26 protein-coding genes are annotated in these 23659 nt (G+C 64.3%); 12 read left to right on the forward strand and 14 right to left on the reverse strand.

Annotation, left to right across the window (positions count from 1 at the left end; translation table 11 throughout):
- Positions 1-43: 43 nt before the first annotated feature.
- Both RFN28_RS30120 and RFN28_RS30125 read left to right on the forward strand, forming a co-directional pair.
- On the forward strand, positions 44-1033 hold the full coding sequence (locus RFN28_RS30120; protein ID WP_320290776.1) for a substrate-binding domain-containing protein: 990 nt from the start codon (positions 44-46) through the stop codon (positions 1031-1033).
- Between the two features lie 157 nt (positions 1034-1190).
- Positions 1191-1424 carry a hypothetical protein gene (locus RFN28_RS30125; RefSeq protein ID WP_320290777.1) on the forward strand — a complete coding sequence of 78 codons (234 nt, stop codon included), beginning with the start codon at positions 1191-1193 and terminating at the stop codon, positions 1422-1424.
- 97 nt (positions 1425-1521) lie between these two features.
- Here RFN28_RS30125 and cyoD read toward each other — a convergent pair whose 3' ends face one another.
- Genes cyoD through cyoA form a run of 4 tightly spaced genes read right to left on the reverse strand, consistent with a single transcriptional unit; the run spans position 1522 to position 5508 of the window.
- Positions 1522-1932, reverse strand: coding sequence for a cytochrome o ubiquinol oxidase subunit IV (gene cyoD / locus RFN28_RS30130; RefSeq protein ID WP_320290778.1), 411 nt, complete (start codon positions 1930-1932; stop codon positions 1522-1524).
- The gene (locus tag RFN28_RS30135) at positions 1929-2603 is read right to left on the reverse strand and encodes a cytochrome (ubi)quinol oxidase subunit III (protein WP_320290779.1); all 675 of its coding nucleotides are present in this window, start codon (positions 2601-2603) and stop codon (positions 1929-1931) included. The genes cyoD and RFN28_RS30135 overlap by 4 nt, the downstream gene beginning before the upstream one ends.
- A complete protein-coding gene (gene cyoB, locus RFN28_RS30140; protein WP_320290780.1) occupies positions 2600-4603 on the reverse strand; it encodes a cytochrome o ubiquinol oxidase subunit I in 2004 nt (667 codons plus the stop codon). Before cyoB ends, RFN28_RS30135 begins: the two co-directional genes overlap by 4 nt.
- 2 nt (positions 4604-4605) lie before the next feature.
- Positions 4606-5508 carry a ubiquinol oxidase subunit II gene (gene cyoA, locus RFN28_RS30145; RefSeq protein ID WP_320290781.1) on the reverse strand — a complete coding sequence of 301 codons (903 nt, stop codon included), beginning with the start codon at positions 5506-5508 and terminating at the stop codon, positions 4606-4608.
- A 437-nt stretch (positions 5509-5945) separates the two neighbouring features.
- On the opposite strand from cyoA, the gene RFN28_RS30150 reads away from it, so the two are divergent.
- From RFN28_RS30150 to RFN28_RS30180, 7 genes are all read left to right on the forward strand, one after another.
- Positions 5946-6599 (forward strand): LysE family translocator, encoded by a 654-nt coding sequence (locus RFN28_RS30150; RefSeq protein ID WP_430679216.1) that lies wholly within the window; start codon positions 5946-5948, stop codon positions 6597-6599.
- Between the two features lie 81 nt (positions 6600-6680).
- A complete protein-coding gene (locus RFN28_RS30155; RefSeq protein ID WP_320290801.1) occupies positions 6681-8759 on the forward strand; it encodes an ABC transporter ATP-binding protein/permease in 2079 nt (692 codons plus the stop codon).
- Positions 8760-9015: 256 nt separating this feature from the next.
- Positions 9016-9309 carry a hypothetical protein gene (locus RFN28_RS30160; RefSeq protein ID WP_320290782.1) on the forward strand — a complete coding sequence of 98 codons (294 nt, stop codon included), beginning with the start codon at positions 9016-9018 and terminating at the stop codon, positions 9307-9309.
- A gap of 154 nt (positions 9310-9463) precedes the next feature.
- Complete coding sequence (locus tag RFN28_RS30165; RefSeq protein ID WP_320290783.1) at positions 9464-10264, forward strand: sulfite exporter TauE/SafE family protein; 801 nt, start codon at positions 9464-9466, stop codon at positions 10262-10264.
- A gap of 465 nt (positions 10265-10729) precedes the next feature.
- Positions 10730-11257, forward strand: a complete 528-nt coding sequence (locus tag RFN28_RS30170; RefSeq protein WP_320290784.1) for a flavodoxin domain-containing protein — start codon at positions 10730-10732, stop codon at positions 11255-11257.
- A 274-nt stretch (positions 11258-11531) separates the two neighbouring features.
- The gene (locus RFN28_RS30175; RefSeq protein ID WP_320290785.1) at positions 11532-12296 is read left to right on the forward strand and encodes a Stf0 family sulfotransferase; all 765 of its coding nucleotides are present in this window, start codon (positions 11532-11534) and stop codon (positions 12294-12296) included.
- A gap of 318 nt (positions 12297-12614) precedes the next feature.
- The gene (locus RFN28_RS30180; RefSeq protein WP_320290786.1) at positions 12615-13031 is read left to right on the forward strand and encodes a DOPA 4,5-dioxygenase family protein; all 417 of its coding nucleotides are present in this window, start codon (positions 12615-12617) and stop codon (positions 13029-13031) included.
- Positions 13032-13337: 306 nt separating this feature from the next.
- Here RFN28_RS30180 and RFN28_RS30185 read toward each other — a convergent pair whose 3' ends face one another.
- Positions 13338-13541: a hypothetical protein gene (locus RFN28_RS30185; RefSeq protein WP_320290787.1), complete on the reverse strand. Its 204-nt coding sequence runs from the start codon at positions 13539-13541 to the stop codon at positions 13338-13340.
- A gap of 151 nt (positions 13542-13692) precedes the next feature.
- A complete protein-coding gene (locus RFN28_RS30190; protein ID WP_320290802.1) occupies positions 13693-13863 on the reverse strand; it encodes a hypothetical protein in 171 nt (56 codons plus the stop codon).
- A 245-nt stretch (positions 13864-14108) separates the two neighbouring features.
- Between RFN28_RS30190 and RFN28_RS30195 the strand changes: the two genes are divergently transcribed.
- Positions 14109-14705: a hypothetical protein gene (locus RFN28_RS30195; protein ID WP_320290788.1), complete on the forward strand. Its 597-nt coding sequence runs from the start codon at positions 14109-14111 to the stop codon at positions 14703-14705.
- Between the two features lie 131 nt (positions 14706-14836).
- Here the strand turns inward: RFN28_RS30195 and RFN28_RS30200 are convergent, their stop codons facing one another.
- The 4 genes from RFN28_RS30200 to RFN28_RS30215 are packed head-to-tail and all read right to left on the reverse strand — an operon-like array spanning position 14837 to position 18710.
- Positions 14837-15082, reverse strand: a complete 246-nt coding sequence (locus tag RFN28_RS30200; RefSeq protein ID WP_320290789.1) for a MoaD/ThiS family protein — start codon at positions 15080-15082, stop codon at positions 14837-14839.
- 24 nt (positions 15083-15106) lie between these two features.
- Positions 15107-17371: a xanthine dehydrogenase family protein molybdopterin-binding subunit gene (locus RFN28_RS30205; protein ID WP_320290790.1), complete on the reverse strand. Its 2265-nt coding sequence runs from the start codon at positions 17369-17371 to the stop codon at positions 15107-15109.
- Positions 17372-17373: 2 nt separating this feature from the next.
- The gene (locus tag RFN28_RS30210; protein ID WP_320290791.1) at positions 17374-17850 is read right to left on the reverse strand and encodes a (2Fe-2S)-binding protein; all 477 of its coding nucleotides are present in this window, start codon (positions 17848-17850) and stop codon (positions 17374-17376) included.
- On the reverse strand, positions 17850-18710 hold the full coding sequence (locus RFN28_RS30215; protein WP_320290792.1) for an FAD binding domain-containing protein: 861 nt from the start codon (positions 18708-18710) through the stop codon (positions 17850-17852). Before RFN28_RS30215 ends, RFN28_RS30210 begins: the two co-directional genes overlap by 1 nt.
- 215 nt (positions 18711-18925) lie before the next feature.
- Between RFN28_RS30215 and RFN28_RS30220 the strand changes: the two genes are divergently transcribed.
- A complete protein-coding gene (locus RFN28_RS30220; RefSeq protein ID WP_347349864.1) occupies positions 18926-19816 on the forward strand; it encodes a tetratricopeptide repeat protein in 891 nt (296 codons plus the stop codon).
- A gap of 98 nt (positions 19817-19914) precedes the next feature.
- Here RFN28_RS30220 and RFN28_RS30225 read toward each other — a convergent pair whose 3' ends face one another.
- A complete protein-coding gene (locus RFN28_RS30225; RefSeq protein WP_320290794.1) occupies positions 19915-20628 on the reverse strand; it encodes a hypothetical protein in 714 nt (237 codons plus the stop codon).
- A gap of 57 nt (positions 20629-20685) precedes the next feature.
- Positions 20686-21270, reverse strand: a complete 585-nt coding sequence (locus RFN28_RS30230; RefSeq protein ID WP_320290795.1) for a TetR/AcrR family transcriptional regulator — start codon at positions 21268-21270, stop codon at positions 20686-20688.
- Between the two features lie 144 nt (positions 21271-21414).
- Between RFN28_RS30230 and RFN28_RS30235 the strand changes: the two genes are divergently transcribed.
- A complete protein-coding gene (locus tag RFN28_RS30235) occupies positions 21415-22290 on the forward strand; it encodes a crotonase/enoyl-CoA hydratase family protein (protein ID WP_320290796.1) in 876 nt (291 codons plus the stop codon).
- Here RFN28_RS30235 and RFN28_RS30240 read toward each other — a convergent pair.
- Positions 22269-22589: a cupredoxin domain-containing protein gene (locus RFN28_RS30240; protein ID WP_320290797.1), complete on the reverse strand. Its 321-nt coding sequence runs from the start codon at positions 22587-22589 to the stop codon at positions 22269-22271. The genes RFN28_RS30235 and RFN28_RS30240 overlap by 22 nt on opposite strands.
- Entirely contained in the window at positions 22586-23110 is a 525-nt protein-coding gene (locus tag RFN28_RS30245; protein WP_320290798.1) for a DUF4142 domain-containing protein, read from the reverse strand. The genes RFN28_RS30240 and RFN28_RS30245 overlap by 4 nt, the downstream gene beginning before the upstream one ends.
- Positions 23111-23659 lie beyond the last annotated feature (549 nt).

The following is a 23659-nucleotide window of genomic DNA, read 5'->3' on the forward strand; positions in this document are numbered from 1 at the left end:
CCAAAGGTCTGGCATCCCGAGCCGGACGAGGAGGAGATTGAGCATGAGAACCACACAGAGAGGATTAAGCAGCGCGCTCAAAGCCGTGCTTCTGGCCGGCGCCGGCCTGTGCATAGCGGGCACCGCGCAGGCGGCCAACCCGATGGTGAAGGCCTGTGCCAAGGACGGCCAGTTCGTCATCGGCTTTTCGCAGGCCAACAACGCCGAGCCCTACCGCCAGCACGTCAATGACGAGCTGACGGCGGCGGCCAAGGAAGTGCCGGGCTTCACGCTGCAGATCGCCGACGGCGCCGGCAACGTCAACACGCAGACCTCGCAGGTCGACAACTTCATCACCCAGAAGGTCGATCTCTTGCTGATCTCGCCCTTCGAGGCGGCGCCCCTGACGCCGGCCGTGAAGCGCGCCATGGATGCCGGCATTCCGGTGATCGAGCTCGACCGCAAGACGGTGGGCGACCCAGGCAAGGACTACACGGCCTTCATCGGCGGCGACAATTTCAAGATCGCCCAGGAAGCCGGCAAGTTCACGGCATCGAAGCTTTTGCCCGATGGCGGCGAGGCGGCGGTGCTGGAAGGCCTGCCGAGCTCGACGCCGGCAGTGGAGCGCCTGAACGGCTTCAAGGACGGCGTGAAGGCGAACCCGAAGATCCAGATCGTCGCCGAGCAGGCCGCCGACTGGGTTCCGGATAAAGCCCAGACCGCCTTTTCCGCGATGCTCCAGGCGCATCCCGACATCAAGGTGCTCTATGCCTCGAACGACATGATGGCGGCGGGCGCGCTGCTGGCCGCCAAGGGCGCCGGCAAGGACGTGAAGATCATCGGCACCGACGGCCTACCGGGTCCTGCCGGCGGCATCGAGGCGGTCGCCAAGGGCGACTGGGCGGCGACCTTCACCTACCCGACCGGCGCCAAGGAAGCGATCGAGATGTCGAAGAAGATCCTGCTCGACTGCGCGAGCTCGGTGGAGCCCACGGTGACGGTGGACACCACCGCGATCACGGCGGAAAACGCCAAACAGCTGATGGGGAAGTAGGGTAGGGTCCGGCCCTACATCGAAGTTGACATGACAAGGCCCCTCACGGGGCCTTGTTTTTTGGGGTCCAGGCGCTGTGCGCTGACGGTTTCATCGGTATCGGCGGCGGCGCGAATCCGTGTTAAGCCGCCGCACCACCAACCAAAGGACGACGCCAGTGAACGAACCCACTGTGGCCCAAGCGACCGAAAGCATCTACGCCTCGCTCCGTGCGGACAATGCCGACATCGACGCACATATCGCGACGCTTAAGGCGGCGCTGGCACGAGAAGGGTTAAAAGAGGCGGTGTTCGATCCGACCAGGTTGGCGCACAACAACCGCTCGGGCCGCAAGTTGATGCAAGCTTATTTTCGGCAGCGCGGCGTGACCGTTAAGTTTTCGAACCAGTAGGGCCGCGCGCCGACTGGGCGCCGGACAAGGCGCAGTAGGAAACGCTGGTGCACCCGGCCACGGACGGAAAACCGTTACACAGTTTTCCCGGCATCGCTCAAGGCATCATCTCGGCCTGGTGGGCGCTCATCGGCGCCATGTTCAGGTTGAGATGGGCCATGATCCACACCGAGCCGATCACGACGAGCGCGACGATCAGCACGCCGAAGGCGAGCGCCAGCACGTTGTTGGTGTTGTCCGGCCCGGTGGTCAGGTGCAGGAAGAAGACGAGATGCACGCCCATCTGCGCGATGGCCAGCACCACCAGCGCCGAGATCACCGCCGGCTGGTAGATCAGGTTGGTTTGGGCGGCGAGGAATGAGGCGATGGTCAACAGGATCGCCAGGCCGAAGCCGAGCAGATAGCCCGACAGCCCTCCCGCCGGCTCGTGTTCGGTGATGCTCTCTTCGCCCGGCGCTGTATCGCGGCGGTCGAGCTCTTCGTCGGTCCGGCTGTTGATGTCGCTCATGGTGATGCTCCCAGGAGATAGACCAGGGTGAAGATGGCGATCCAGATGATGTCGAGCGTGTGCCAGAACAGGCCGAAGCAGTGCAGCCGCCGCAACAAGTCCGGCCGGAAGCCCTTCACCCAGAGCTGCGCCATCATGGTGCCGAGCCAGAGCAGGCCGAGCCCGACATGGGTGCCGTGGCAGCCGACGAGGGCGAAGAAGGCGGAGAGGAAGGCGCTGCGCGAGGGGCCCGCCTGCTCGTTCGCCATCGCCGCGAACTCCTGCACCTCGAGGAACAGGAAGGCGGCGCCGAGCAGGCCGGTGACGAGCAGCCAAAACTGGGTGGCGGCGATCGACCGGCGGTGGGTCGCGAGCGTCGCAAGGCCGCCGGTGAAGCTCGAGGTGAGCAGAAGCCCGGTCTGCGCCGCGATGCGGGTGAGCTCGAACAGCTCCTTGCCGGTCGGCCCGCCGGCCGTCGCCCGGGACAGCACGGCGAAGGATGCGAAGAAGGCCGAGAACATGATGATGTCGGACAACAGGAAGATCCAGAAGCCGTAGGCGGCCGTGACGAATTTCGAGGCCGGGCCGCCCTTGCCATGGCCTGTCGCCGGGAACAGGCCGTGGCCGTGCGCGCTGGACTGTCCGGGCCGGTATGGTTCGTGTATTGCGCTGCCGGCAGTGATGTCGCTCATGCCACGCGCTCCCTCTTACGCATCCAGGCAAGCTGCGCGGCTCTGCCGTCGCGGTCGATACGCTCGACCTCGTCCGCCGGAATCTCGTAGTCGCCATGCTCGCGCCAGGCGAAGACGACGAAGGTGGCGTAGGCGCCGAGAAAGCCGACGATCGCCAGCCACCAGATATGCCAGATCAGCGCGAAGCCGATCAGCGTGGCGAAGAAGGCGGCGACGAAGCCGGTCGGGCTGTTGCGCGGCATCTCCACCGGCTCGTAACTTTCGTCTTTGGCCGGGGCTTGCCCGTCCAGCGCCCGCTGCTTGACCGTCCAGTAGGGCTCCTCGTTCTCGACATAAGGCAACCGCGCATAGTTGAAGAAAGGCGGCGGCGAGGATGTCGACCATTCCAGCGTGCGGCCGTCCCACGGATCGCCGGTCTCGTCGCGCAGTTCGTCGCGATGCCTGATCGAGACGATGAGCTGCGCGACCTGACACGCTGCGCCGACGATCATCACCGCAATACCGATCGCGGCCACGATCAGCCACGGCGTCCACAGGTCCATGTCGATGTGCTGGAGGCGGCGCGTCATGCCGAGCAGGCCGACGATATAGAGCGGCACGAAGACCAGCACATAGCCGGCAAGCGTGAACCAGAACGCGGCCTTGCCCCAGCCTTCATGCAGACGGAAGCCGAAGGCTTTCGGGAACCAGTAGGTGAAGCCGGCGAAGGCGGCAAACAGCACGCCCGAGATGATCACATTGTGGAAATGCGCCACGAGGAAGAGCGAATTGTGGAGCATGAAGTCGGCCGGCGGCACGGCAAGCAGCACGCCGGTCATGCCGCCGATGATGAAGGTGGTGACGAAGGCCAGCGCCCACAGCATCGGCGTGTCGAAGCGTACGCGCCCGCCATACATGGTGAAGAGCCAGTTGTAGATCTTGACCCCGGTGCCGACGGCGATGACCGAGGTTGCGATGCCGAAGGCCGCATTGACGTCGGCCCCGGCGCCCATGGTGAAGAAGTGGTGCAGCCAGACCATGAAGGAGACGATGCAGATGAACAGCGTCGCCGCGACCATCGACCGGTAGCCGAACAGCGGCTTCGACGAGAAGGTCGAGAAGATCTCGGAATAGATCCCGAAGGCGGGAAGCACGAGGATGTAGACCTCGGGATGCCCCCACGCCCAGATGAGGTTCATGAACATCATCTGGTTGCCGCCGGCTTCGTTGGTGAAGAAGTGGAAGCCGAGATAGCGGTCGAGTGTGAGCATGGCGAGCGTGGCGGTGAGGATCGGAAAGGCCGCGACGATCAGCAGGTTGGAGGCGAGCGAGGTCCAGCAGAACATCGGCATGTGCAGATAGCCCATGCCGGGCGCGCGCATCTTGAGGATGGTCGTCGCCAGGTTGACGCCGGTGAGCAGCGTGCCGACGCCGGAGATCTGGATCGACCAGAGGTAATAGTCGACGCCGACGCCCGGCGAGTAGGTCGTCTCCGACAGCGGCGCATAGGGCAGCCAGCCGGTGCGCGCGAACTCGCCGACGACGAGCGAGATGTTGACGAGCAGCGCCCCGGTCGCCGTCAGCCAGAAGCTCACCGAATTCAGCGTCGGGAAGGCGACGTCGCGGATGCCGAGCTGCAGCGGCATGACGAAATTCATCAGCCCGATGACGAAGGGCATCGCGGCGAAGAAGATCATAATCGTGCCGTGGGCCGAGAACACCTGGTCGTAATGCTCCGGCGGCAGGTAGCCCGGCCCGTGGATGGCCAGCACCTGCTGCGTGCGCATCATGACGGCGTCGACGAAGCCGCGAAAAAGCATCAGCGCCGCCAGCACGATATACATGACGCCGATGCGCTTGTGGTCGACCGAGGTGATCCACTCGTGCCAGAGATAGGGCCAGTAGCCTTTCACCGTGACCCAGATCAGCACCGCGACGGCCGCCAGGAAGACGATGAGGGCAGAACCCAGCGGGATGGGCTGATCGAAGGGAATGGCCGACCAGTCGAGCTTGCCGAGCATCGTCATCCTCCCACTTTGGGCTGTTGAGCCGGGGGCGGCGTTCCCGCCTTGAACTCAGATTTCGGGCTCACCTGCGGCTCGCCGGCGGCGGTTTCGGCGGGTCCCGGTCCCGGCGGCAAAGTTTGGCGCACGATCGCGTCGAACAGGCCTGGCTGCACATGGCCGAAGGACGCCGGCGGCGCTTTGATGCTCTGCCTGGCAAGCTCGCGATAGGCGTTGGCGTTGAGCACGCCGCCGCCGCCATGCAAGGAAGAGATCCAGCGGGTGAACGCGTCGGTCGAGACTGCCCGCAGGCGGAAATTCATGTCGGAAAAGCCGTCGCCGCTGAAATGCGCCGACAGGCCGAGATAGTCGCCCTCGCGGTCGGCCTGCAGGTTGAGCTCGGTCTGCATGCCGTTCATGACATAGACCATGCTGCCGAGCTGCGGCACGAAGAAGGTGTTCATCACGCTGGCCGAGGTCATCTTGAAACGCACCGGCACGCCGGCCGGGATGACGAGCTGATTGACCGTCCCGACGCCCTGGTCCGGGTAGAGGAACAGCCACTTCCAGTCGAGCGCCACCACCTGGATGTCGAGCGGCGGCTGGCTGGAGTCGATCGGCCGGCGCGGATCGAGATGGTAGGACCCGTAATAGATCAGCCCGCCGAGGAAGAGGATGGTGAGTGTGGGGATCGACCAGACGATCAGCTCGATGCGGCCCGAATAGGTGAATTCCGGTTCGTAGCGGGCGTTGCGGTTCGAAGCGCGGAACATCCAGGCAAACAAAAGCAGCGCCACCAGCGTCGGAATGACGATGACCAGCATCACCGCCAGCGAGTTGAGCAGGATCGTGCGGTTGCCAGCGCCGATCGGGCCCTGCGGGTCGAGCACCCCTCCCGCGCAACCGGACAGCGTTGCGATCAAGACTATCCAGAGTGGCGAGCGGCCTCGCCCGGATCTAGGGAGCGGAAGCACTGGAACGGATCATGTGCGGTGGGAACATGTTGGTGGGAGGCTGTGAAGGCCGGCACGGCGTCGGCGTTTGAGGAACTCGCGTCGGTGAGGGGCGCGTTTTGCGGCATCTTTCATCTGAAGTCTCCCCGGATGCAGAGGCACTTCTGCAAAAGCTCCGCCCCCTGCCGAACAGGGCATCTCCCTCAAGCACCTGCCGCTCGTTCCGCAGAGGCGGTTCATGCCCGGTGGCTGGACGGGCTTGGGGAGAAATAGGGCGCGGCTCCGGCCCGACCAGACGGCCATCTCGGCACGCTTGTAATCGCTGACCGCTCGCCAGGGTGGTGACAAGGCGCGCGGCGCGTGCATTTCTATTGCGCCGGAACTTGAACCGACCTTGGAGGAAAACCTTGTCCGAGATTGCAACCATCCTGTCCATCCTTGGCGTTTTCCTGCTGGGCGCGATGAGCCCCGGGCCTAGCTTCGTCGTCGTCTCGCGCATCGCGGTGGCCGGCGAGCGCACGGACGGCCTGGCGGCGGCGATCGGCATGGGCATTGGCGGCTTCATCTTCGCCACCATTGCGGTCGCGGGCCTGACCGCACTGCTCGTCCAGGTCGCCTGGCTGGACATTGTCCTGCGCATTGCCGGCGGCGCCTACCTGTTGTGGATCGGCATAAAGATCTGGCGCGGTGCCAACGAGCCGATCGAGATCGCGAGCGGTGCCTCGGTGCGCGCCGGCTCGTTCTGGCGGGCGCTGCGTCGCGCGCTTCTGGTGCAGCTCGCCAACCCGAAGACGGCGATCTTCTACGCCTCGATGTTCGCGGCCATGCTGCCGTCCTCGCCGCCGCTCTGGATGCTCTTCGTCCTGCCGCCGCTGCTCTTCTGCAACGAATTCGTCTGGTACGCGGTTGTCGCCTTCGCCTTTTCCTCCAGCAAGCCGCGCTCGGCCTATCTCAGCACCAAGCACTGGATCGACCGCGCCGCCGGCGCCGTCGTCGGCGCGCTCGGGATCAAGCTGATGTGGGAGGGCATGGCCGCCGCGCGGCGTGGCATCGGCGGCTGAGGTGAGGCCGAAACCCCGCGGGGTTGGGGAGAAGCGGCGGATATCGTGAAACTTTCTGATTTTCAGGCCGTTGTCGGCCTGATGTCAGAGGCTAAATCCAAACTGAAACCGACCGACCGCGCCAAACGGCGTGGTGCCCAGAAGTCGCGCCCAGAAAAGCCGCACGAAGAAAAGCCGCACGAAGAGGAGTCGCGCCCAAAGAAATCGAGCGAAGAGAAGGAATCCACCGCCGAAGCCGCGCCCGAGGTCGACGGCCAGGCCGCGCCGCCGCCGGATGCCGTCGAGCCCAATCCTGAGCTGACGCCCGAACAGGCCGAGCAGGCGCGCAAGAAATACCTGCTGCGGCGTTTCTGGATCAGCGGGCGCGGCTACTGGGGCCGGCATGGCGACAAGCTCGCCTTGCCGTTCACGATCGGGCTGCTGGTCCTGATATGCACCAATGTCGGCTTCCAGTATGGCATCAATGTCTGGAACCGCGCGTTTTTCGACGCTATCGAGCAACGCAATGTCCATACCGTGTATTTCCTCAGCGCCATCTTCCTGCCGCTGGTGGCCGGCAGCGCGAGCCTTGTCGTCGCGCAGGTCTATCTGCGCATGACGATCCAGCGCCGCTGGCGCTCCTGGCTCACCACATCGGTCATCGCGCGCTGGCTCGCCAACGGCCGCTACTATCAGCTGAACCTTGTGGCTGGCGACCACACGAACCCCGAAGCCCGCCTCACGGAGGATTTGCGCATCGCCACCGAGTCGCCTGTCGATTTCATCGCCGGCGTCCTCAACGCGTTTCTGTCGGCCTCGACCTTCATCGTGGTGCTGTGGACGATCGGCGGGGCGCTCAGCCTGCCGATCGGCGGTTCGACCGTCACCATTCCCGGCTTCCTCGTCATCACCGCGGTGCTCTATGCCGCGATCACCTCCACTTCGATGACGGTCATCGGCCGCCATTTCGTCCAGCTCTCGGAGCAGAAGAACCAGGCGGAAGCCGAATTCCGCTATGTGCTGACACGCGTGCGCGAAAACGGCGAGAGCATTGCCTTGCTCGGCGGCGAGGAGGAGGAACGCAGCGGCATCGACAGGACGTTTGGCGGCGTGCTCAGGCGATGGGCGCTGCTGACCGGCCAGCACATGCGCACGGCGGTGGTCTCTCAAGGCTCGAGCCTGTTCGCGCCGGTCGTGCCGGTGCTGCTGTGCGCGCCAAAGTTCCTTGAAGGCTCGATGACGCTCGGCCAGGTGATGCAGGCGGCTTCGGCCTTCGCCATCGTGCAGGGCGCGTTCGGATGGCTGGTCGACAACTATCCGCGGCTTGCCGACTGGAACGCGTCGGCCCGCCGCATCGCCTCGCTGATGATGTCGCTCGACGGGTTGGAGCGCGCCGAACGGAGCGAGGCGTTCGGACGCATCAGACACGGCGAAACGCAAAACGGCGCCATGCTCAGCCTGGACGATCTTTCCGTGACGCTTAACGACGGCACCGGCGTGGTCAAGGAAACCGAGGTCGAGATCGAACCGGGCGAGCGGGTGCTGGTCTCCGGCGAATCCGGCACGGGCAAGTCGACGCTGGTGCGGGCAGTCGCCGGGCTGTGGCCGTGGGGCGGCGGCAGCGTCAATTTCCACGCCGACAGGCGGCTGTTCATGCTGCCGCAACGCCCCTACATCCCCACCGGCACGCTGCGCCGCGCAGTTGCCTATCCGGCCCCCGCCGACAACTGGACGACCAGGAAGATCAATGCCGCCCTCGACAAGGTCGGCCTAGGTTATCTGAAGGACAGGCTCGAGGAAGAGGCGCCATGGGACCAGACGCTCTCCGGCGGCGAAAAGCAGCGCCTCGCCTTCGCGCGTCTTCTCTTACACTGCCCCGACATCGTCGTGCTGGACGAGGCGACCTCGGCGCTCGACGAGAAGAGCCAGGACAAGATGATGCGGACGCTGATCCGCGCATTGCCGAAGGTCACCATCATCAGCGTGGCGCACCGCGCCGAGCTGGAAGCTTTTCACAGCCGCAAGATCACGCTGGAACGGCGCGAGGGCGGGGCGAAGCTTGTCAGCGATGTCGAGCTTATGCCGAGGAAGCGGAAGCGGAGTCTCATCACACGCGCCTTGTGGGGCTCCGGGGGTGCGATCCGAAGACGGCGTGAGCAGGGCGGCAAGCGCGGCTCATAAGCCCCGCGCTTTTGCCGAAAGAATCCGACGACGAATGCATCGGCGATCTCTGGCGCATTCGCGTGCCCGGACCGGTCGAGCGGCGCTGCCGATTGCGATGCTCCACCGTTCCCTTGCGATTTTCGGGAATACGGCGACCAAGCGCGGCGTTGAAGACATTGAAGGGACAGCCGCCCCCGCCGCTGTTGGCCTTCCGATCACCTTAAGGTCGCGCATCGGACGGGACATTGAACTCCTTGCAATCATTGGAGAACCCATGATGCGAACACTTATCCTCATTGCAGCGTTTTCGCTGCTCGCCGGCCCCGTGTCGGCAGCCGATCACCTCTTCAGCGCCACAGCGGCAGGTGGTTTGACCACCGACAGCCAGCCGTTCCAGAACGGCATAAACAACACGGCTCCGACAGCCGACGCCGTGCCGGGGCAGGGTAGTCCGCTGTCCGGCGCCGAGCATACAGTGCCGGCCACCGACACGCAGACGGGTGCCTCGACTAGGAGCATGCCGTCGGCCATTGACGGCAAGACGGCACCATCGGCCAACGCTCACTGACAGTCGCTTCACCCTCCGAGCGCTCTCCGGGCGGTATCCATAGATCACCAGGGTGCCGCCCAGGGGTGTTGGGTAGGAGCGCACCGCCCGGCCGTCAGTCGTCACGCGCACTCATCGGCCGGAACGGCCGGGCGTGGGGCGCGTTTTCTGGCCGATGGACTGGCTGCAACTGGGACTGCTCTGCGGCGCAGGCTTTCTGGCCTGGACCCTCAACACGCTGTCGGCCGGCGGCGCCGGTCTGCTGCTGATTCCCGCGGTCACCTTCCTGACCGGCAGCGCTGCCGTCGCTCCGGTGATCACGCTCACCGAGCTCATGGCAAATCCGGCGCGGATCCTGGCGTTTCGCCGCGACGTCGATTGGAGCATCGTGCGCTGGTATTTGCCCGGAGCCGTCGCCGGCGCGGCGGCCGGCGCCTGGCTGTTCGCCAGCGCACGCGCCGAGTGGCTGCAGATCCTCATCGGGCTCTATCTGATAGGCGCGGTTTGGGAGTTCCGGGGCGGCGCACGCGAGCGCAGCTATCGAGCCCGGCGCTGGTGGTTCTTGCCCGCCGGTCTCATCGTGTCCCTGCTCTCGGCGCTGATGGGCATGGTGGGCCCGGTGCTGAACTCGCTTTACCTGAACTATGGTTCCAGCAAGGAGACGCTGGTGGCGACGAAGTCGGTGAACTCCTTCGCGACCGATGTGGTCAAGATCGCGGTGTTCACCGGCCTCGGAGTGTTCAGCGGGCACGCCCTTGCCTTCGGCCTGGCGACCGGGTTCGGCGCGGCGCTCTCGACGCTTGCTGCAAAGCCATGGCTCGAGCGGATGAGCGGACGCCAATTTCGCACGGCAGTCCCGGCGCTGATGGCCGTGAGCGGCGTCCTGATGATCTGGAAGCAGCACGAGCTCATCATCGCGCTCTATCACCAACTCGCGAGCGGCCTGCCGACTCTAGGCGGGGTCGCGTGGGATTAGGGCATGTCTCCCGAAAGTGGGAACCGGTTTCGGGACAAAGACATGCGCAAAATCAAAAACCTAAAGCGCATGGAGCGAATCTGAAAGATCGCGACGCGCTTTAGGGCATGCCTGGCGGCCCTTTGGTCACGAGTCATCATCAGCGTGGCGCACCGCGCCGAGCTGGAAGCCTTCACAGCTGCAAAGATCGCCCTGGAGCTGGCGCCGAGGAAGCGAAAGCGGGGGTTGCTGCAGCGGGCGTTGTGGGGGAGCAGCGAGAGGCGGCGTGACATGAGATAGGGCTGGGGCGGCCATCAAGTGATGGCCGCTGGCGGTCGCGGGCCTTCTGGCCCAGATCGCGGCGAAAATGGGTTCGTGAAGCCTGTTCCGTGGGCTATAATGCGGTCAATCGCCGTTGCATTGAGGTACCGGCATGCCGGTATCGATCGTCCCTATCAATGGCCTTTTCGTTGTCGGAGGGACATCGTGAACCTCTTGATTGTCTTTGGAACGACCGAAGGGCAGACGCGGAAAATTGCCGAACGGGTGGCAACGGACGTTCGCGGGCGCGGGCACCAGGTCGAGCTGCTGGATAGCGCGGAGTTCACATCCGATTTGAAGCTCGGGCATTTCGACGCGTTCGTCATTGCCGGATCGGTGCACCAGGAGCATCACCAGGAAGCCATCACGAACTTCGTCTTTGCGCATCACGAACTGCTGAGCACCAAGCCTTCGGCCCTGATATCCGTCAGCCTGTCGGCGGCGCTGAAAGGACACGAAGCGGACGCTCAAAAATACGTGGATCGCTTCGTCTCCGTGACAGGATGGCAACCGCGCATGACCCTCCTTCTCGGAGGTGCCTTGCGTTTCACCAAGTACGATTACTTTCAGGAGCAGTTCGTCAGATTCGTCGTCATGAAGGGTGGCGATCCGAACCCCGAGCGCGATTACGAATTCACCGACTGGAACGCACTCGCTGACTTCACCGATCGATTTCTCGAGACGATCGGCTAAAGCATGTCTCCCGAAAGTGGGAACCGGTTTCGGGACAAAGACATGCGTAAAGTCAAAAAACTAAAGCGCATGGAGCGAATCTGAAAGATCGCGACGCGCTTTAGTCGAAGAGGTGCCTGAGCCCGGCTGGGCCTGCATCGCGATTATGCCAGGGCGTTCCCTGCCTTGTAACCGCGAGGCGGAAGCCGATAGGGACATTAAGCAGCGGCGGGCGCCTGTTGCTTGTTAAGCCCGCGCATTTTAGCCGCTTTATTGGAAGCACTCGAAAGGGGTCATGGTGAAGGGGGTTGCGGTCTTAACCGAAGGAAGAAGCGGTTCGAGCTGGCTGGGAAGCCTTACGAATGCGACAGGCATCATGGGCTGTTCGGGAGAATGGCTCAAGTCGGCCTATTTGGGCTTGGAGCCTCGCAGATACGATGTCCTTGAAGAAACGGTCATCCGGAAATCCGCGACCGAAAACGGTCGCTTCGCCATCAAGGTGTTTCCGCGCCATCTGATCTGGTCAAAGGGCAAATGCGGCAAGGATTTCCTGCTCGAAATTCGCAGGAACAACGATCTGGGCTTCATCCTACTTGAACGCCGTGATCGTCTTCGCCAGGCCATTTCGTTCTACCGCGCCAGCGCTTCGCGCTTGTGGTCAATCCGGCACAAGGGGGCCGGCACGCCTGTTGAGTACAGCTTTGCCGGCATCAGCCGGGCCTTCTTCCAGATCGAGCAAAGCTACGCATTCTGGCGGGCTTACCTGAACCTTTCGCAATTGCCCTACCGGCAGTTCGTCTACGAGGACCTCCAGCCGGACCCGCGGCCCTATGTCGAAGCCGTCGCGCAATTGCTGGATGTTCCTGTTCCGGCAACAGTGCCGGTCTCCCCATATGCGATTCAGCGGGATGACCTCACCGAGGATTGGGCAAAGCGCTTTCGGCAGGAAGCCGCGGAGAAAGGCGCCATCGAGGCGATCGAGGATGAGCAGGTGCCGCGCACGCTCGACAATCTGGCCCGTTTTGCAACGAAGCGGTCACTCACCAGAAGGCGGTTTTGACGGCCACAGCCGCGACATCGCCCCGGCGCGGCGCGAGGGCGGGGCGATGCTTGAATTCCTCGCCCCCGCGGGAGCGGGGGGTCCGAAGGACGGGCGAGACCCGTGGCTCGCCCCGGCACGGTGGCTCGGCGCGCAGCGCCGAGACGGAGGGGGGCGGCGCTGCCGTCTGCGGTTGTCCAGCCCTTCCGATGACGCCATCGAGAAGTCCCTGCCGAAGACAGTCTGTGCAATTTCCGGGGCTGCCGCACGCTGCAGACAAAGCGTGCGTGCTTCGGCTAGAGTTTTGCCGGGCGCCAATCATCGAAGGGGAGCATCGAGGTGAGCGAAGTCACCAATCCAAGGCCGATCGCTGAGATCGCCAGCTATCACGCCCATATCTACTATGACGGCGAGGCTGAGCGGCGGCAGGCCGAATGGTTGCGCCAGCGCATCGGCGAACGTTTCCGCGTGCGCCTGGGCAATTGGCGCGACGAGCCGGTCGGCCCGCACCAGCAGCCCATGTACCAGGTCTCCTTCGCGACCGGGATTTTCGCGACGCTCGTTCCCTGGCTGATGCTGAACCACGGCGGCTTGAGCATCCTCATCCACCCCAACACCACCAACCCCAAGCGCGACCATCTGGTCGACCCGATCTGGATCGGCCGCCCGCTGGCGGTCAAGGGCGATGAGCTTGGCGAGGAGGACGAGGCGGAGGAGGCGCTGGAGGTGAATACGGAGCCGACGCTGGGGGTGTAAGGGGAGGCGCCGGCGACAAGGTCGGGCTCGACTATCGGAAAGACAGGATCGAGGAAGACGCGCCATGGGACCAGACCGTGTCCGGCGGGGACAAAAGCGGCTCGCCTTCGCGCGCCTTTTGCCGCGATATCCTCGTGCTGGATGGGCGTCGCGCACCGCGCCGAGCCGGCTGCACGGCCCGCACGCGCTCACGGCTTTCCGCCACCGCCTCATCTGGCAAGCCGACGATCTGGATTGTCAGATGGAATAATTGCCATCAATGACCAAAGTCCCTCATCCCGGTATTCCGAGGTTAGCGACTGTTTTTCACCCCTGCCTAAGAGGGATATCGGAAACAATAACCTGCGATTCCGCGTCCTCCACGCCCTTCGCGGCAAGTAATTCGACGATCGCTTCCCTCATCTCAAAAGGGAAGTTCGTAGGGCCGATGATCACCCGGTCGACCAGTTCAGGAACTGTGATACCGGTTAGACCCTCCTCTGGAACGTCCGCGAGCGGGATCTTCTGCACGATCTGGGGTACTCCCCGGATCACCTCCACTGATGGCGCAATGCGGGCAGATTTCTTGAACGCGGGGTTATAAACCACGCGCCATTCGCGTTCTTCGTGAAAGCCGGGGTGCTTTGTGCAAACCGTCGCTGAACGGAAGGCGTCGAATAGGCTATTTATTTAGAACATACGTCTTGCCCCACCGCTTTAGCGAATCGGGGTTGGACATTAGCCGCGGCAGCAGGAAAATCTCCGCCCCGGGCGGCAGTTCCTTCGACCACGTGTCGCGATAGATCGTGCCGTCGATCGCGACGGCGATGCCGGGATCGATCAGGGGCTCCAAGGCGGGCGAGGCGCGCTCGCCTGCAGGAAGCAGACTGAAGGGCCGCACCCTAGGCGTAAGCATTCGCCGAGGGCGCAGAATCAAAACATCAACGTTATCGCTGAGGTTCGCAGTTCTGGTGTCGGTCCGATCGCAGTCCGCGCTATCCCGACCAGTTTGTCGTAACCGTGTGCGGTACTCCCCGAATAGACTGTTCTGTAGTATTGCGAATCGACTTAATCGACTTTGAAAATTCGGAGATTCCATTGCTTCGCCGCAGTCTTATTGCCATTGTCGCGGTCGCTCTTACCGCTTGCGTCGCGTCCTCCATTGATCCGCAGAGCAAGGCCTCTATAGGCTTCGTCTACGTGGAGCCTGTGCAGTTATCAAAAGCCTCTGTCTTTGCGCCAAATCTAAGCGAGGCAAATGCAAGTTCTGGGAAAGTGCCCGCCACGGTGGCAGAGGCTACTGCTCGTCTTCAAGAGGTCGTGGATACGCGTACAAATCTCCGCGAGCTCATCGAGAGTCAGGCGAAGGAAGACCTCATTACCAAGGGATATCGCGTGACAGACGCGGCATCAGCCGCCTCCGCCAGGCTGAAGATCAACGTCTACCACGCATTGAGCGTTCCAGTTGGCGCAAACGATGGGCGAGGGATTGCGATGACCGTCAGCGCTGAGATGGTTCGTTCATCGGACGGCAAGCGGTTGATGTTCGCCGGCGCGAGCCAAATCAAGGATGCTGAAGCGAAGGGAGTTCGCATGGCACCCTATGCCGAATGGTTCACCAATGACGATTTCCTCGTAGAGCAGTACCGCTTGGTAGCTCGGCTGCTTACTGCTCAGGCCCTTGCGGGCCTATAGGGACGTAAAAACTCGGTGGAGGCGACGTCCAGCACCGGATCTAACCCCCGCGAAAACTGTGAAAGCAGAAGCAAGGCCTCGTCGCGGGCCTGATCGACCGACCATGCGGGCGATTGCGATCGCCGGTCCGCCTATCCCCCCGCCAGCCGCGGTAGCAGGAAAATCTCCGCCTCGGGCGGCAGCTCCTTCGACCACGTATCGCGATAGATCGTGCCGTCGATCGCCACCGCAATGCCGCGATCGATCAGGGGTTCGAAGGCGGGATACTGTTCCGCGAGTTTGCGGAACAGCTCCCTGATGTCCTTGGCCTCGATGTCGAGCTTGCTCTGGCCTCCGGCGGCAGCACTGAGCGACCCCCAGAGCGTCACCTCGACCATCAGAGCAAGAACCTCATCAATGCTCTAGCCTTCCCGTTCGGCCTCGAGCGCCGCCAGGATGCGCGGCGGCGACATCGGGATGTGAGTCATGCGCACGCCCACCGCGTTCGACACCGCATTGGCGATCGCCGCCAGCGGCGGCACGATCGAGGTCTCGCCGACGCCGCGCACGCCATAGGGGTGGTTGGGGTTGGGGATTTCGAGGATCTGCGTGTCGATCATCGGCAGGTCGGAGCATACCGGGATGCGGTAGTCGAGGAAGCCCGGGTTCTGCAGCCGCCCGTCCTTGCCGTAAATATACTCCTCGTTGAGCGCCCAGCCGATGCCTTGTGCCGCGCCGCCCTGGTACTGGCCCTCGACATAGGTCGGGTGCACCGCCTTGCCGGCGTCCTGCACCACCGTGTAGCGGATCACCCTAGTCGAGCCGGTCTCGGGGTCGACCTCGATGTCGCAGATATGGGTGGCGAAGGAGACGCCCGCGCCGTCGGCGACGAGCTCGCTATGGCCGGCGATCGGCCCGCCGGTCTTGCCGGACTGCGCCGCGATCTCCTTCAGCGACAGTTTGCCGAGATTGCCGTGCTTCTCGCCCTTGGCGACGGCGTGGCCGGCTTCCCAGGCGACATCGTCGACCGAAATGTCCCACATCTGCGCCGCGCGCTCGCGCAGCACCTTGATCGCGTTGCGGGCGGCCGAGATGGTCGCCATGGAGGAGGAGAAGGTGCCGCGGCTGCCGTCGGTCATGTCGTTGTAACCGAGGCTCGAGGTGTCGGCGACGATCGCCTTGACGTGGCTGTAGTCGATGCCGAGCTCCTCCGCCGCGACCAGCGACAGCGACGCGCGCGAGCCGCCCACGTCCACCGTGCCGACGGCGAGCGAGACCGAGCCGTCCATGCCGATGTTCAAGTCGGTGCAGGTCTGGCCGCCGAAGTTGAACCAGAAGCCGCAGGCCATGCCGCGCCCCTGGTTTGCTTTCAGCGGGGCCTTCATGTGCGGATGGTTCTTCACCGCTTCCAGCGTCGGGCCGATGCCGATCGGGCCGTAGACCGGGCCGTAGGAGGCGCGGGTGCCTTCCTGCGCCGCGTTCTTGATGCGGAACTCGACCGGATCCATGCCGATCTCCTTGGCGAGCTCGTCGACCGCGCTCTCCACCGCGAACGCCGCCATCGGCGCCGAAGGCGCGCGATAGGCCGCCGTCTTCGGCCGGTTGACCAGCACCTCGTAGCCGACGGTTTTGACGTTCTCGAGCTTATAGCAGGCGAACGCCGTCATGGCGCCGATCTCGGCCCACATGCCGGCATAGGGGCCGCAGGAGTAGCGCAGCGTCGCTTCGGCGGCGGTGATCGTGCCGTCCTTCTTGGCGCCGATCTTCACGTCGATCGAGGTGGCGCTGGTCGGGCCCGACGCGCGAAAAACCTCGTCGCGGGTCATCACCAGCTTCACCGGGCGGCCCGCCTTGCGCGACAGCGCCAGCGCCACCGGCTCGGCCCAGACATGGGTCTTGCCGCCGAAGCCGCCGCCGATCTCGGAGGAGGTGACGCGCAGCTTCGAGGCCTCGAGCCCAAGCAGCTGGGCGCAGTGCTGGCGGTAGACGAAATGGCCTTGTGTGCAGACCCACAGCTCCGCCGTGCCGTCGGCATTGACGCTCGCCACGCAGGCATGCGGCTCGATATAGCCCTGGTGCGTCTGCTCGGTCTTGAAGGAGCGCTCGACGATCATGTCGGCCTGGGCAAAACCCTGGTGGACATCGCCATGGCCGTATTGCGTGCGCTTGGAGACGTTGGAGGGCTTGACCGGCTTTTCCTCGAGGCCCTCGGTGAAGATGGCGTCGTTGATCAGCGGTGCGGAATGCTTCATCGCCTCGTCGACATCGGTCACATGCGGCAGCACCTCGTACTCGACCTCGATCAGCTTCAGCGCCTGCCGGGCAGTGCGGGCGTCGATCGCCGCCACCGCGGCCACCGCATGGCCGTCATAGAGCGCCTTCTTGCGCGCCATGCAGTTGTCGAGGATGTCGTACATGGCGGCATCGCCGTCGGTGAGGTCGGGCAGGTCGGCCGCGGTGATCACCGCCTTCACGCCGGCCAGCTTTTCGGCCTTCGAGGTGTCGATCTTCTTGATCACGGCGTGGGCGTGCGGGCTGCGCAGGATGCGCCCCACCAGCTGCCCGGCCATGTTGAAGTCGGCGCCGTAGCGGGCGCGGCCCGTCACCTTGTCGACGCCGTCGGGGCGGATGGGGCGCGTGCCGACGGAGGTGAAATTGCGGCCTGAGAAACGCGGATCGAAATTCATCGTTACGCTCCCTTCATCACGTTTGCCGCGTCCTGGACGGCGCGCACGATCTTGTCATAGCCGGTGCAGCGGCACAGGTTCCCGGCGAGCCCAAAGCGGATTTCCTCCTCGGTCGGGGAGGGGTTCTTTGCCAAAAGATCCTTGGCCGCCATCAGAAAGCCCGGCGTGCAGACGCCGCATTGCAGGGCGGCGTGCTCCAGGAACTTCTGCTGCAGCGGGTGCAGTTGGTCGCCATGCGCCATACCCTCGATGGTCTCGATCTGGCGGCCTTCGGCTTCCGCGCCCAGCACCAGGCAGGAGCAGACCAGCCGGTCGTCGACGATGACGCTGCAGGCGCCGCAGTCGCCGGTGCCGCAGCCTTCCTTGGCGCCGGTGAGCCCCAGCCGGTCGCGCAGCACTTCCAGCAGCGTCTCGTCCGGCTGGCACAGGTATTCGACGTGATCGCCGTTGATTGTCGTTGAAACCGCTACACCGGCCATCATTTGCCTCCTGCACGCTTATAGGCGGTGGTGGCGACACGCTTGGCCAGCACACCCGCAACTTTCCGTCTGAATTCGATGGTTCCGCGCTTGTCGTCGATCGGGCGGCAGGCGCCCGAGCAGATCTTGGCGAGCCGCTCCAGCGTCGCCTCGTCCGGCCTCCTGCCGATGAGGACCTCCGCGGCCTCCTCGACCAGCAGCACCGTCGGTGCGGCGGCGCCCAGCGCCACGCGTGCCGATTTGATGATGCCTTGCCCATCGATCGTCAGGTTCACGCCGGCGCTGACCACTGCGATGTCCATCTCGGTGCGCGGAATGAAGCGCTGATAGGCGTCGCCGGAATGCGGCGCGCGCTTGTCGAGCAGGATCGCCTCGATGATCTCGCCCTTGGCGAGCGAGGTGCGGCCCGGACCGGTCGGCACGGCTTCCACGGCAATCGTGCGCTTGCCTGAAGGCCCCGCGACCACAGCCTTGGCTCCGGCCGCCACCAGCGCCGGCACGCTGTCGGCGGCTGGCGAGGCGTTGCAGAGATTGCCGACGATGGTGCAGCGTCCCTGCACCTGCTTCGAGCCGATCAGCTTCGCTGCCTCGACGACGCCAGGCCATGCCTTCCCCAGCGCCGCGTTTTCGCCAAGCACCGCGCAGGGCACCGCGGCGCCGATGCTGAAGCCTTCAGCCGTTTCGGTGATCTCGCTCAGGCCGGCGATCGCCTTGATGTCGACGATCAGCTCCGGCTCGATGAAGCCGCCCTTCATCCTGACCAGCAGGTCGCTGCCTCCGGCGAGAACGGCGGCCGGCCCGGCCGCGCCGGCCAACTGGCCGACGGCATCTTCTATTGAAAGCGGACGTATGTAGCGCATCGTCTCCCCTTGGCTGATCGCAAATCGCAGTGATCGTTATCTTGGGACCGTTATCAGATCTCGGCGACCGTTATAAAGACTCTGCTCATAATGGCCATGCCGTTTCCTGCATTGCACCATGCAAGTCAGGTGAGTTGCCCTAATTCCGACCCAAATTTTCTAAGCCTGGGCGTCGGCAACCACTCGTTTGCGTTGAGCCGGCCGTCCGCGCCACCATGGAGAGAGCTTCAGTGACCAGCACCAGTCAAGGCGATAGCGCGGATTTGGTCCGCCGCGCAGTGGCCGCTTTCAATTCAGGCGATCACGGCCAGGCGACCGATTTGTGCGAGCTCGGCCTGAAGCGGCGGCCGGGCGATCCGGCGCTTTGCCATCTCCTGGCGGCCATATTGTTCGCCAGAGCGGACCTACCGGGGGCTCGTGCGCGCATCGCAGCGAGCCTCGCCGCTCGTCCGGACAATGTGCCCGCCTTGATCTTGGCATGCAGGATTGCCCGGGCCGAAGGCCGGTTCGAAGCGGCCTTGCAGTTGCTGGATCGCGCCGCCGGGCGGTCATCCAAGGCGGAAATCCTCGTCGAGCGGGCACGCACCTACGACCAGGTGGGCGACGCTTCGGCAGCGGAGGCGTCCTGGGCGCTTGTCCTGCAAAGCGACCCGAAATCCGTGGAAGCGATGGCGCGCCTCGGGCGCCTGGCGTGGCAACGCGGTGCGCCTGTCGAGGCGGAAAGTTTTCTCGAGCGCGCCGTCGCCGCCCGCGGGCATCCGGCGCAATGGTTCGACCTCGGGTTGGTGCGTCAGGACTTACGCAAGTTCGCCGGCGCCGCCGAGGCCTATCGACATGTGCTGGAGATGAGCCCGGACGCCGCGGAGGCCGCGGTCAATCTGGGCGTCGTCCTTCAGGAAACCGGCGACCTGGACGGCGCGATGGCGGCCTATTCGCAAGCCTATCGTCTCAGCCCATCCACCTTCGGTGTCATCGCCATGGCGCTCACCTCGGCGCCGAGCGGCAGGCTGTGGCTCGACGAGGAAGCGCTGCGCCGCTCACTAGAGCAATTCCAGGAAAAGTGCGCAGCGGTTTTCCGTCCGGAATTGCGTGAGAACAAAGGGTAGAGCAATTCCAGGGAAAGGTCGCAGCCGTTTACCGTCCGGAATTGCGTGAGAACAAAGGGGTAGAGCGGTTCGGCGATTCTATCAAACGCTGAACCCCTCTACTCGCTGGCGCGGCCGCGCCTGGCGCGGAACCGCTTGCGGTAGACGCCCGGCGCTGACAGGACATCCGCGACCGTCTGCGCATAGGCGGCCTGGCGTTTTTCGTCGAACACTTCGAATTCCAGCCGCGGCGCCGCCCGCGGCACCGCGAAGCATTGCGCGACCGGAGTGCCTTTGGCGAGCACGCCGCAGAATTCGGAATCCTTCCAGACCGCCGGGAAATTGATACCGCCGTCGCTGAACCGGTCGCAATCCACCAGGCCCGTCACCAGCCTGAAGGGAAGATCCTCGCGGTTGACCGGGTGCGTCGCAAACAGCGACCAGCCATCCTCGACCTCTATGGTCCAGAAGCTGTTGAATTTGAGCGCGGCCTGCCCGGGGTGGGCAAACGGGCTGCCGGCGAGTTGTCCCGGCGTGTGGAAGCTCAGCGGCGCCCTGGGATGGTTTCCGGTGACGGGGTCCGGGATCTCCCAGTCCCAGGAAAATGTCCCCTTGTCGACAGTGACATCGCATGGCAGCAGCACCATGAAGCCATAGGTCATCGCGTCGACCACCGGCGGGCACTGCTTGAGTGTGCGAATGTCGCGGCCGTGGATCGCGGAATAGGCGGTGGCCGGCATGGCGCGCAGCCAGTCCGGCAGAGCGCCGCGCGCCGGGATCGGGCGCGGCAAATGCTCGGCCAGCATCGGATCACATCGGAAAATGACACGCATCGCCGCCTCCCGGCACTGCGATACCATGCCAGCCGGCCGCGCTCCAGCGGCCGCCGGTCAGTCTTTCTTCTGGGATCTTGCCCGCACCAGCGTCGCGGCGGCGTGACCGGCGGCCGTGATATAATTGGGATCGTGGTGGATCAGCATGCTGGAAAAGGCGCCGTCCATCAGAAGCACGATCTCGCGCGCCAGCATCTTTGCTTCGCGCACGCCATGGCCTGAAAGCTCGCCCGCCAGCCATTTCTCGAAATTGCTCTTATGGCGGGAGCCGGCCTTCACCGCCGGATGGCCGGGCATGGCGGCGAGTTCGGCGGCCGTGCGCAGGAAGCCGCAGCCCTTCCATTTGACGTGCCGCGCCACACGCGCCAGGTGGGTGAAGATCGCTTCGACCTTCTTGTCCGCGCCGCCTTCCGCAGCCTCGAACCAGCCGGCCATCTGTTTGAGGTTCGGCTGGTCGCGGCTGTCGAGATAGGCCGTGATCAATTCGTCCTTGCTCTTGAAGTGGTAGTAGAGCGTGCGCTTGGTCAGCCCCGCCTTTTCCGCCACGGCATCGACGCTGACGCGGCCGATCCCTTCGGCGTAGAAGAGTTTCGCCGCCGCGTCGACGAGGCGTTTTCTGGTGGGATTGGGCTTCTCGCTCATCCGGTAAGTATACCGACTAGTGAATATACAAACAAGGAGAAAGCTGATCCTTTGCGGGCGCGCTCCACAGAGCAATTCCAGGAAAAGTGTGGAGCGGTTTTCCGTCCGGAATTGCGTGAAAAACGAACAGTTAAGGGAATGGACATGACCGAGCTTGCGCTTTGCGATATCCGCGACCGCGTCGCGGTGCTGACGCTCAACCGCCCCGAAAAACTCAACGCCCTGAATTACGCCTTGATCGACCGCCTGCTGGCGATCCTCGACAGGATAGAGACCGACGATGCCGTGCGTGCCGTGATCCTCACCGGGGCAGGGGAGCGCGCCTTCTCGGCCGGCGGCGACATCCACGAATTCTCGTTGAGCGTCGCCGAAGGCACGGATGTGGCGCTGCGCGATTTCGTCATGCGCGGCCAGCGGCTGACGGCGCGGTTGGAAGCTTATCGCAAGCCGGTCATCGCTGCCGTCAATGGCCTCGCCTTCGGCGGCGGCTGCGAGATCACCGAAGCCGTGCCGCTGGCCATCGCCAGCGACCGCGCCCTGTTCGCCAAGCCGGAGATCAAGCTCGCCATGCCGCCGACCTTCGGCGGCACGCAGCGCCTGCCGCGGCTTGCCGGACGCAAACGAGCGGTCGAGCTGCTACTTACCGGCGAGCCTTTTTCGCCCGCGCGGGCGCTCGAACTCGGCCTCGTCAACCGGGTCGTGCCGCATGAAGAGCTGATGCCGGCCGCGCTCGATCTCGCGAGCCGCATCATCCGCCATTCGCAGCCGGCGGTGGCGAGCATCCTCACTGCCGTGGCGCGCGGCATCAACCTAAGCATCGCCGAGGGCCTGCTGGTCGAGGCCGAGCATTTCGCCCGCATGGCCCCGACCGCCGATCTCAACGAAGGGCTCGGCGCCTGGATCGAACGGCGCCAGCCTGTCTACGACGGCTCATGGACACACATCACCCGGCCGGCCGAGGCAAGGCGCGTCTCGCTCCGCCTCGACTGGGCGGCGGATCACGGCGAAACCTCGACGTGACCCTTCATGTTGGGGTGGAAGCGGCAGAAATAGTCGACCGCTCCCGTCTGCTTGAGCGTGACCTCGCCCTTGGCCTTCGGCGGGATCGTCACGTCCCAGCCACCGTTCACAGTGGCGGTGTGGGCGAAGACATCCTTGTTCGTCCACTCGATCGTGTCGCCGACTTTGGCGGAAACACTCGCCGGCGAGAAGACCAGCTTGTCGATCGCCACCTCGATGGTGGCGGCCGCCGCCGGCGAGGCGACGAGCGCCAGCGCCAGCCCGGCAAGGAGCGGCCGTATAAGCGGTGCCGCCCTCATTTCAGCGCGCCGGCGACATGTTCGGCATGCTGCTCATGTCCCTGGAAGATCTTGAGCCCGGTCTCGAGCAGGCTCTTCAGCTCGGCATTGCTGGCCGAGGGGATGAGCAGGGCTTCGAGCGCGCTGTCGACCTGCTTGTGATAGGCAACCTCGTTCTCGATATAGGCCTTGTCGAAGGCGGCACCCTTGAGCTTCGCCAGCTTGGCGCGCTCCTCCTTCGCCGCCTTGGTCAGCGCCTGGCTGGTGGCGTTGTCTTGCGGCTTCACCTTCAGCTTCTTCACCAGGTCGAGCGCTTGGCTGTTCACCGCCTCGTGGTCGCGCTCCATGTCCTTTGCGAAGTCGACGACCTCCTTGGTCTTGGACTTCTTGATCGCCAGCTTGGCGGCCTCGATGTCGATCGTGCCGGCCGTGTAGGCGATGTGGGCGATCTGCGGGTCGGTGGGCTTCTCGGCGGCCTGCGCATAAGGCGCGGCGCTTGCGAGGAGGAAGGCGGCGAGGGCTGCGGTCGGTCGGATAAACATGGCATCTCCTTCGCCCGGCAGCGCAAGGCCTCGGGCTTGTTTTGAGTTGACGGCCATTGGATGCGGGAAAGGGCGAAACGTTCCCGGGAAAGAGCAGTCCAGGACATTTCCGGGTGGCGGATGGCCGCGCTTCGTTGATTGCGCCTACTTCGGAGATTGGCCGAAACGCCTCTCAGGTCGTCATGTATGGACGGCCCCTTTTGGGCAAGAGGCAAAATGGCGACGACGGCGTCAGTCTGGAGCGGTCATGTATTCGGCCTTTCGTGCGGTCGATTTCAAAGACCGCTGGCCCGCAAGGGTTACGCGGATCGGGCTCCCAATCATTCTAGCGCGCTTTGGAAGCGCGATGACGACGGCGGATTTTCCCGACCCAGGTCCTGACCATTTTGCCGTGCTGCCTTTGTGCTCCTTACACTGTTAAGGGCCTGGGAGCGGCCTTGCCGCAACCGGCGCCCTGTATTCTTGGCCCGTGGTGAGCATGGCCCAGATGATGCGGGCGGTCTTGGCGGCCTGGGCGACGACGGCGACCTTGACCGGCCGCCTGGCCAG

It is taken from the genome of Mesorhizobium album, assembly GCF_033977205.1.
Lineage (GTDB): Bacteria > Pseudomonadota > Alphaproteobacteria > Rhizobiales > Rhizobiaceae > Mesorhizobium > Mesorhizobium album.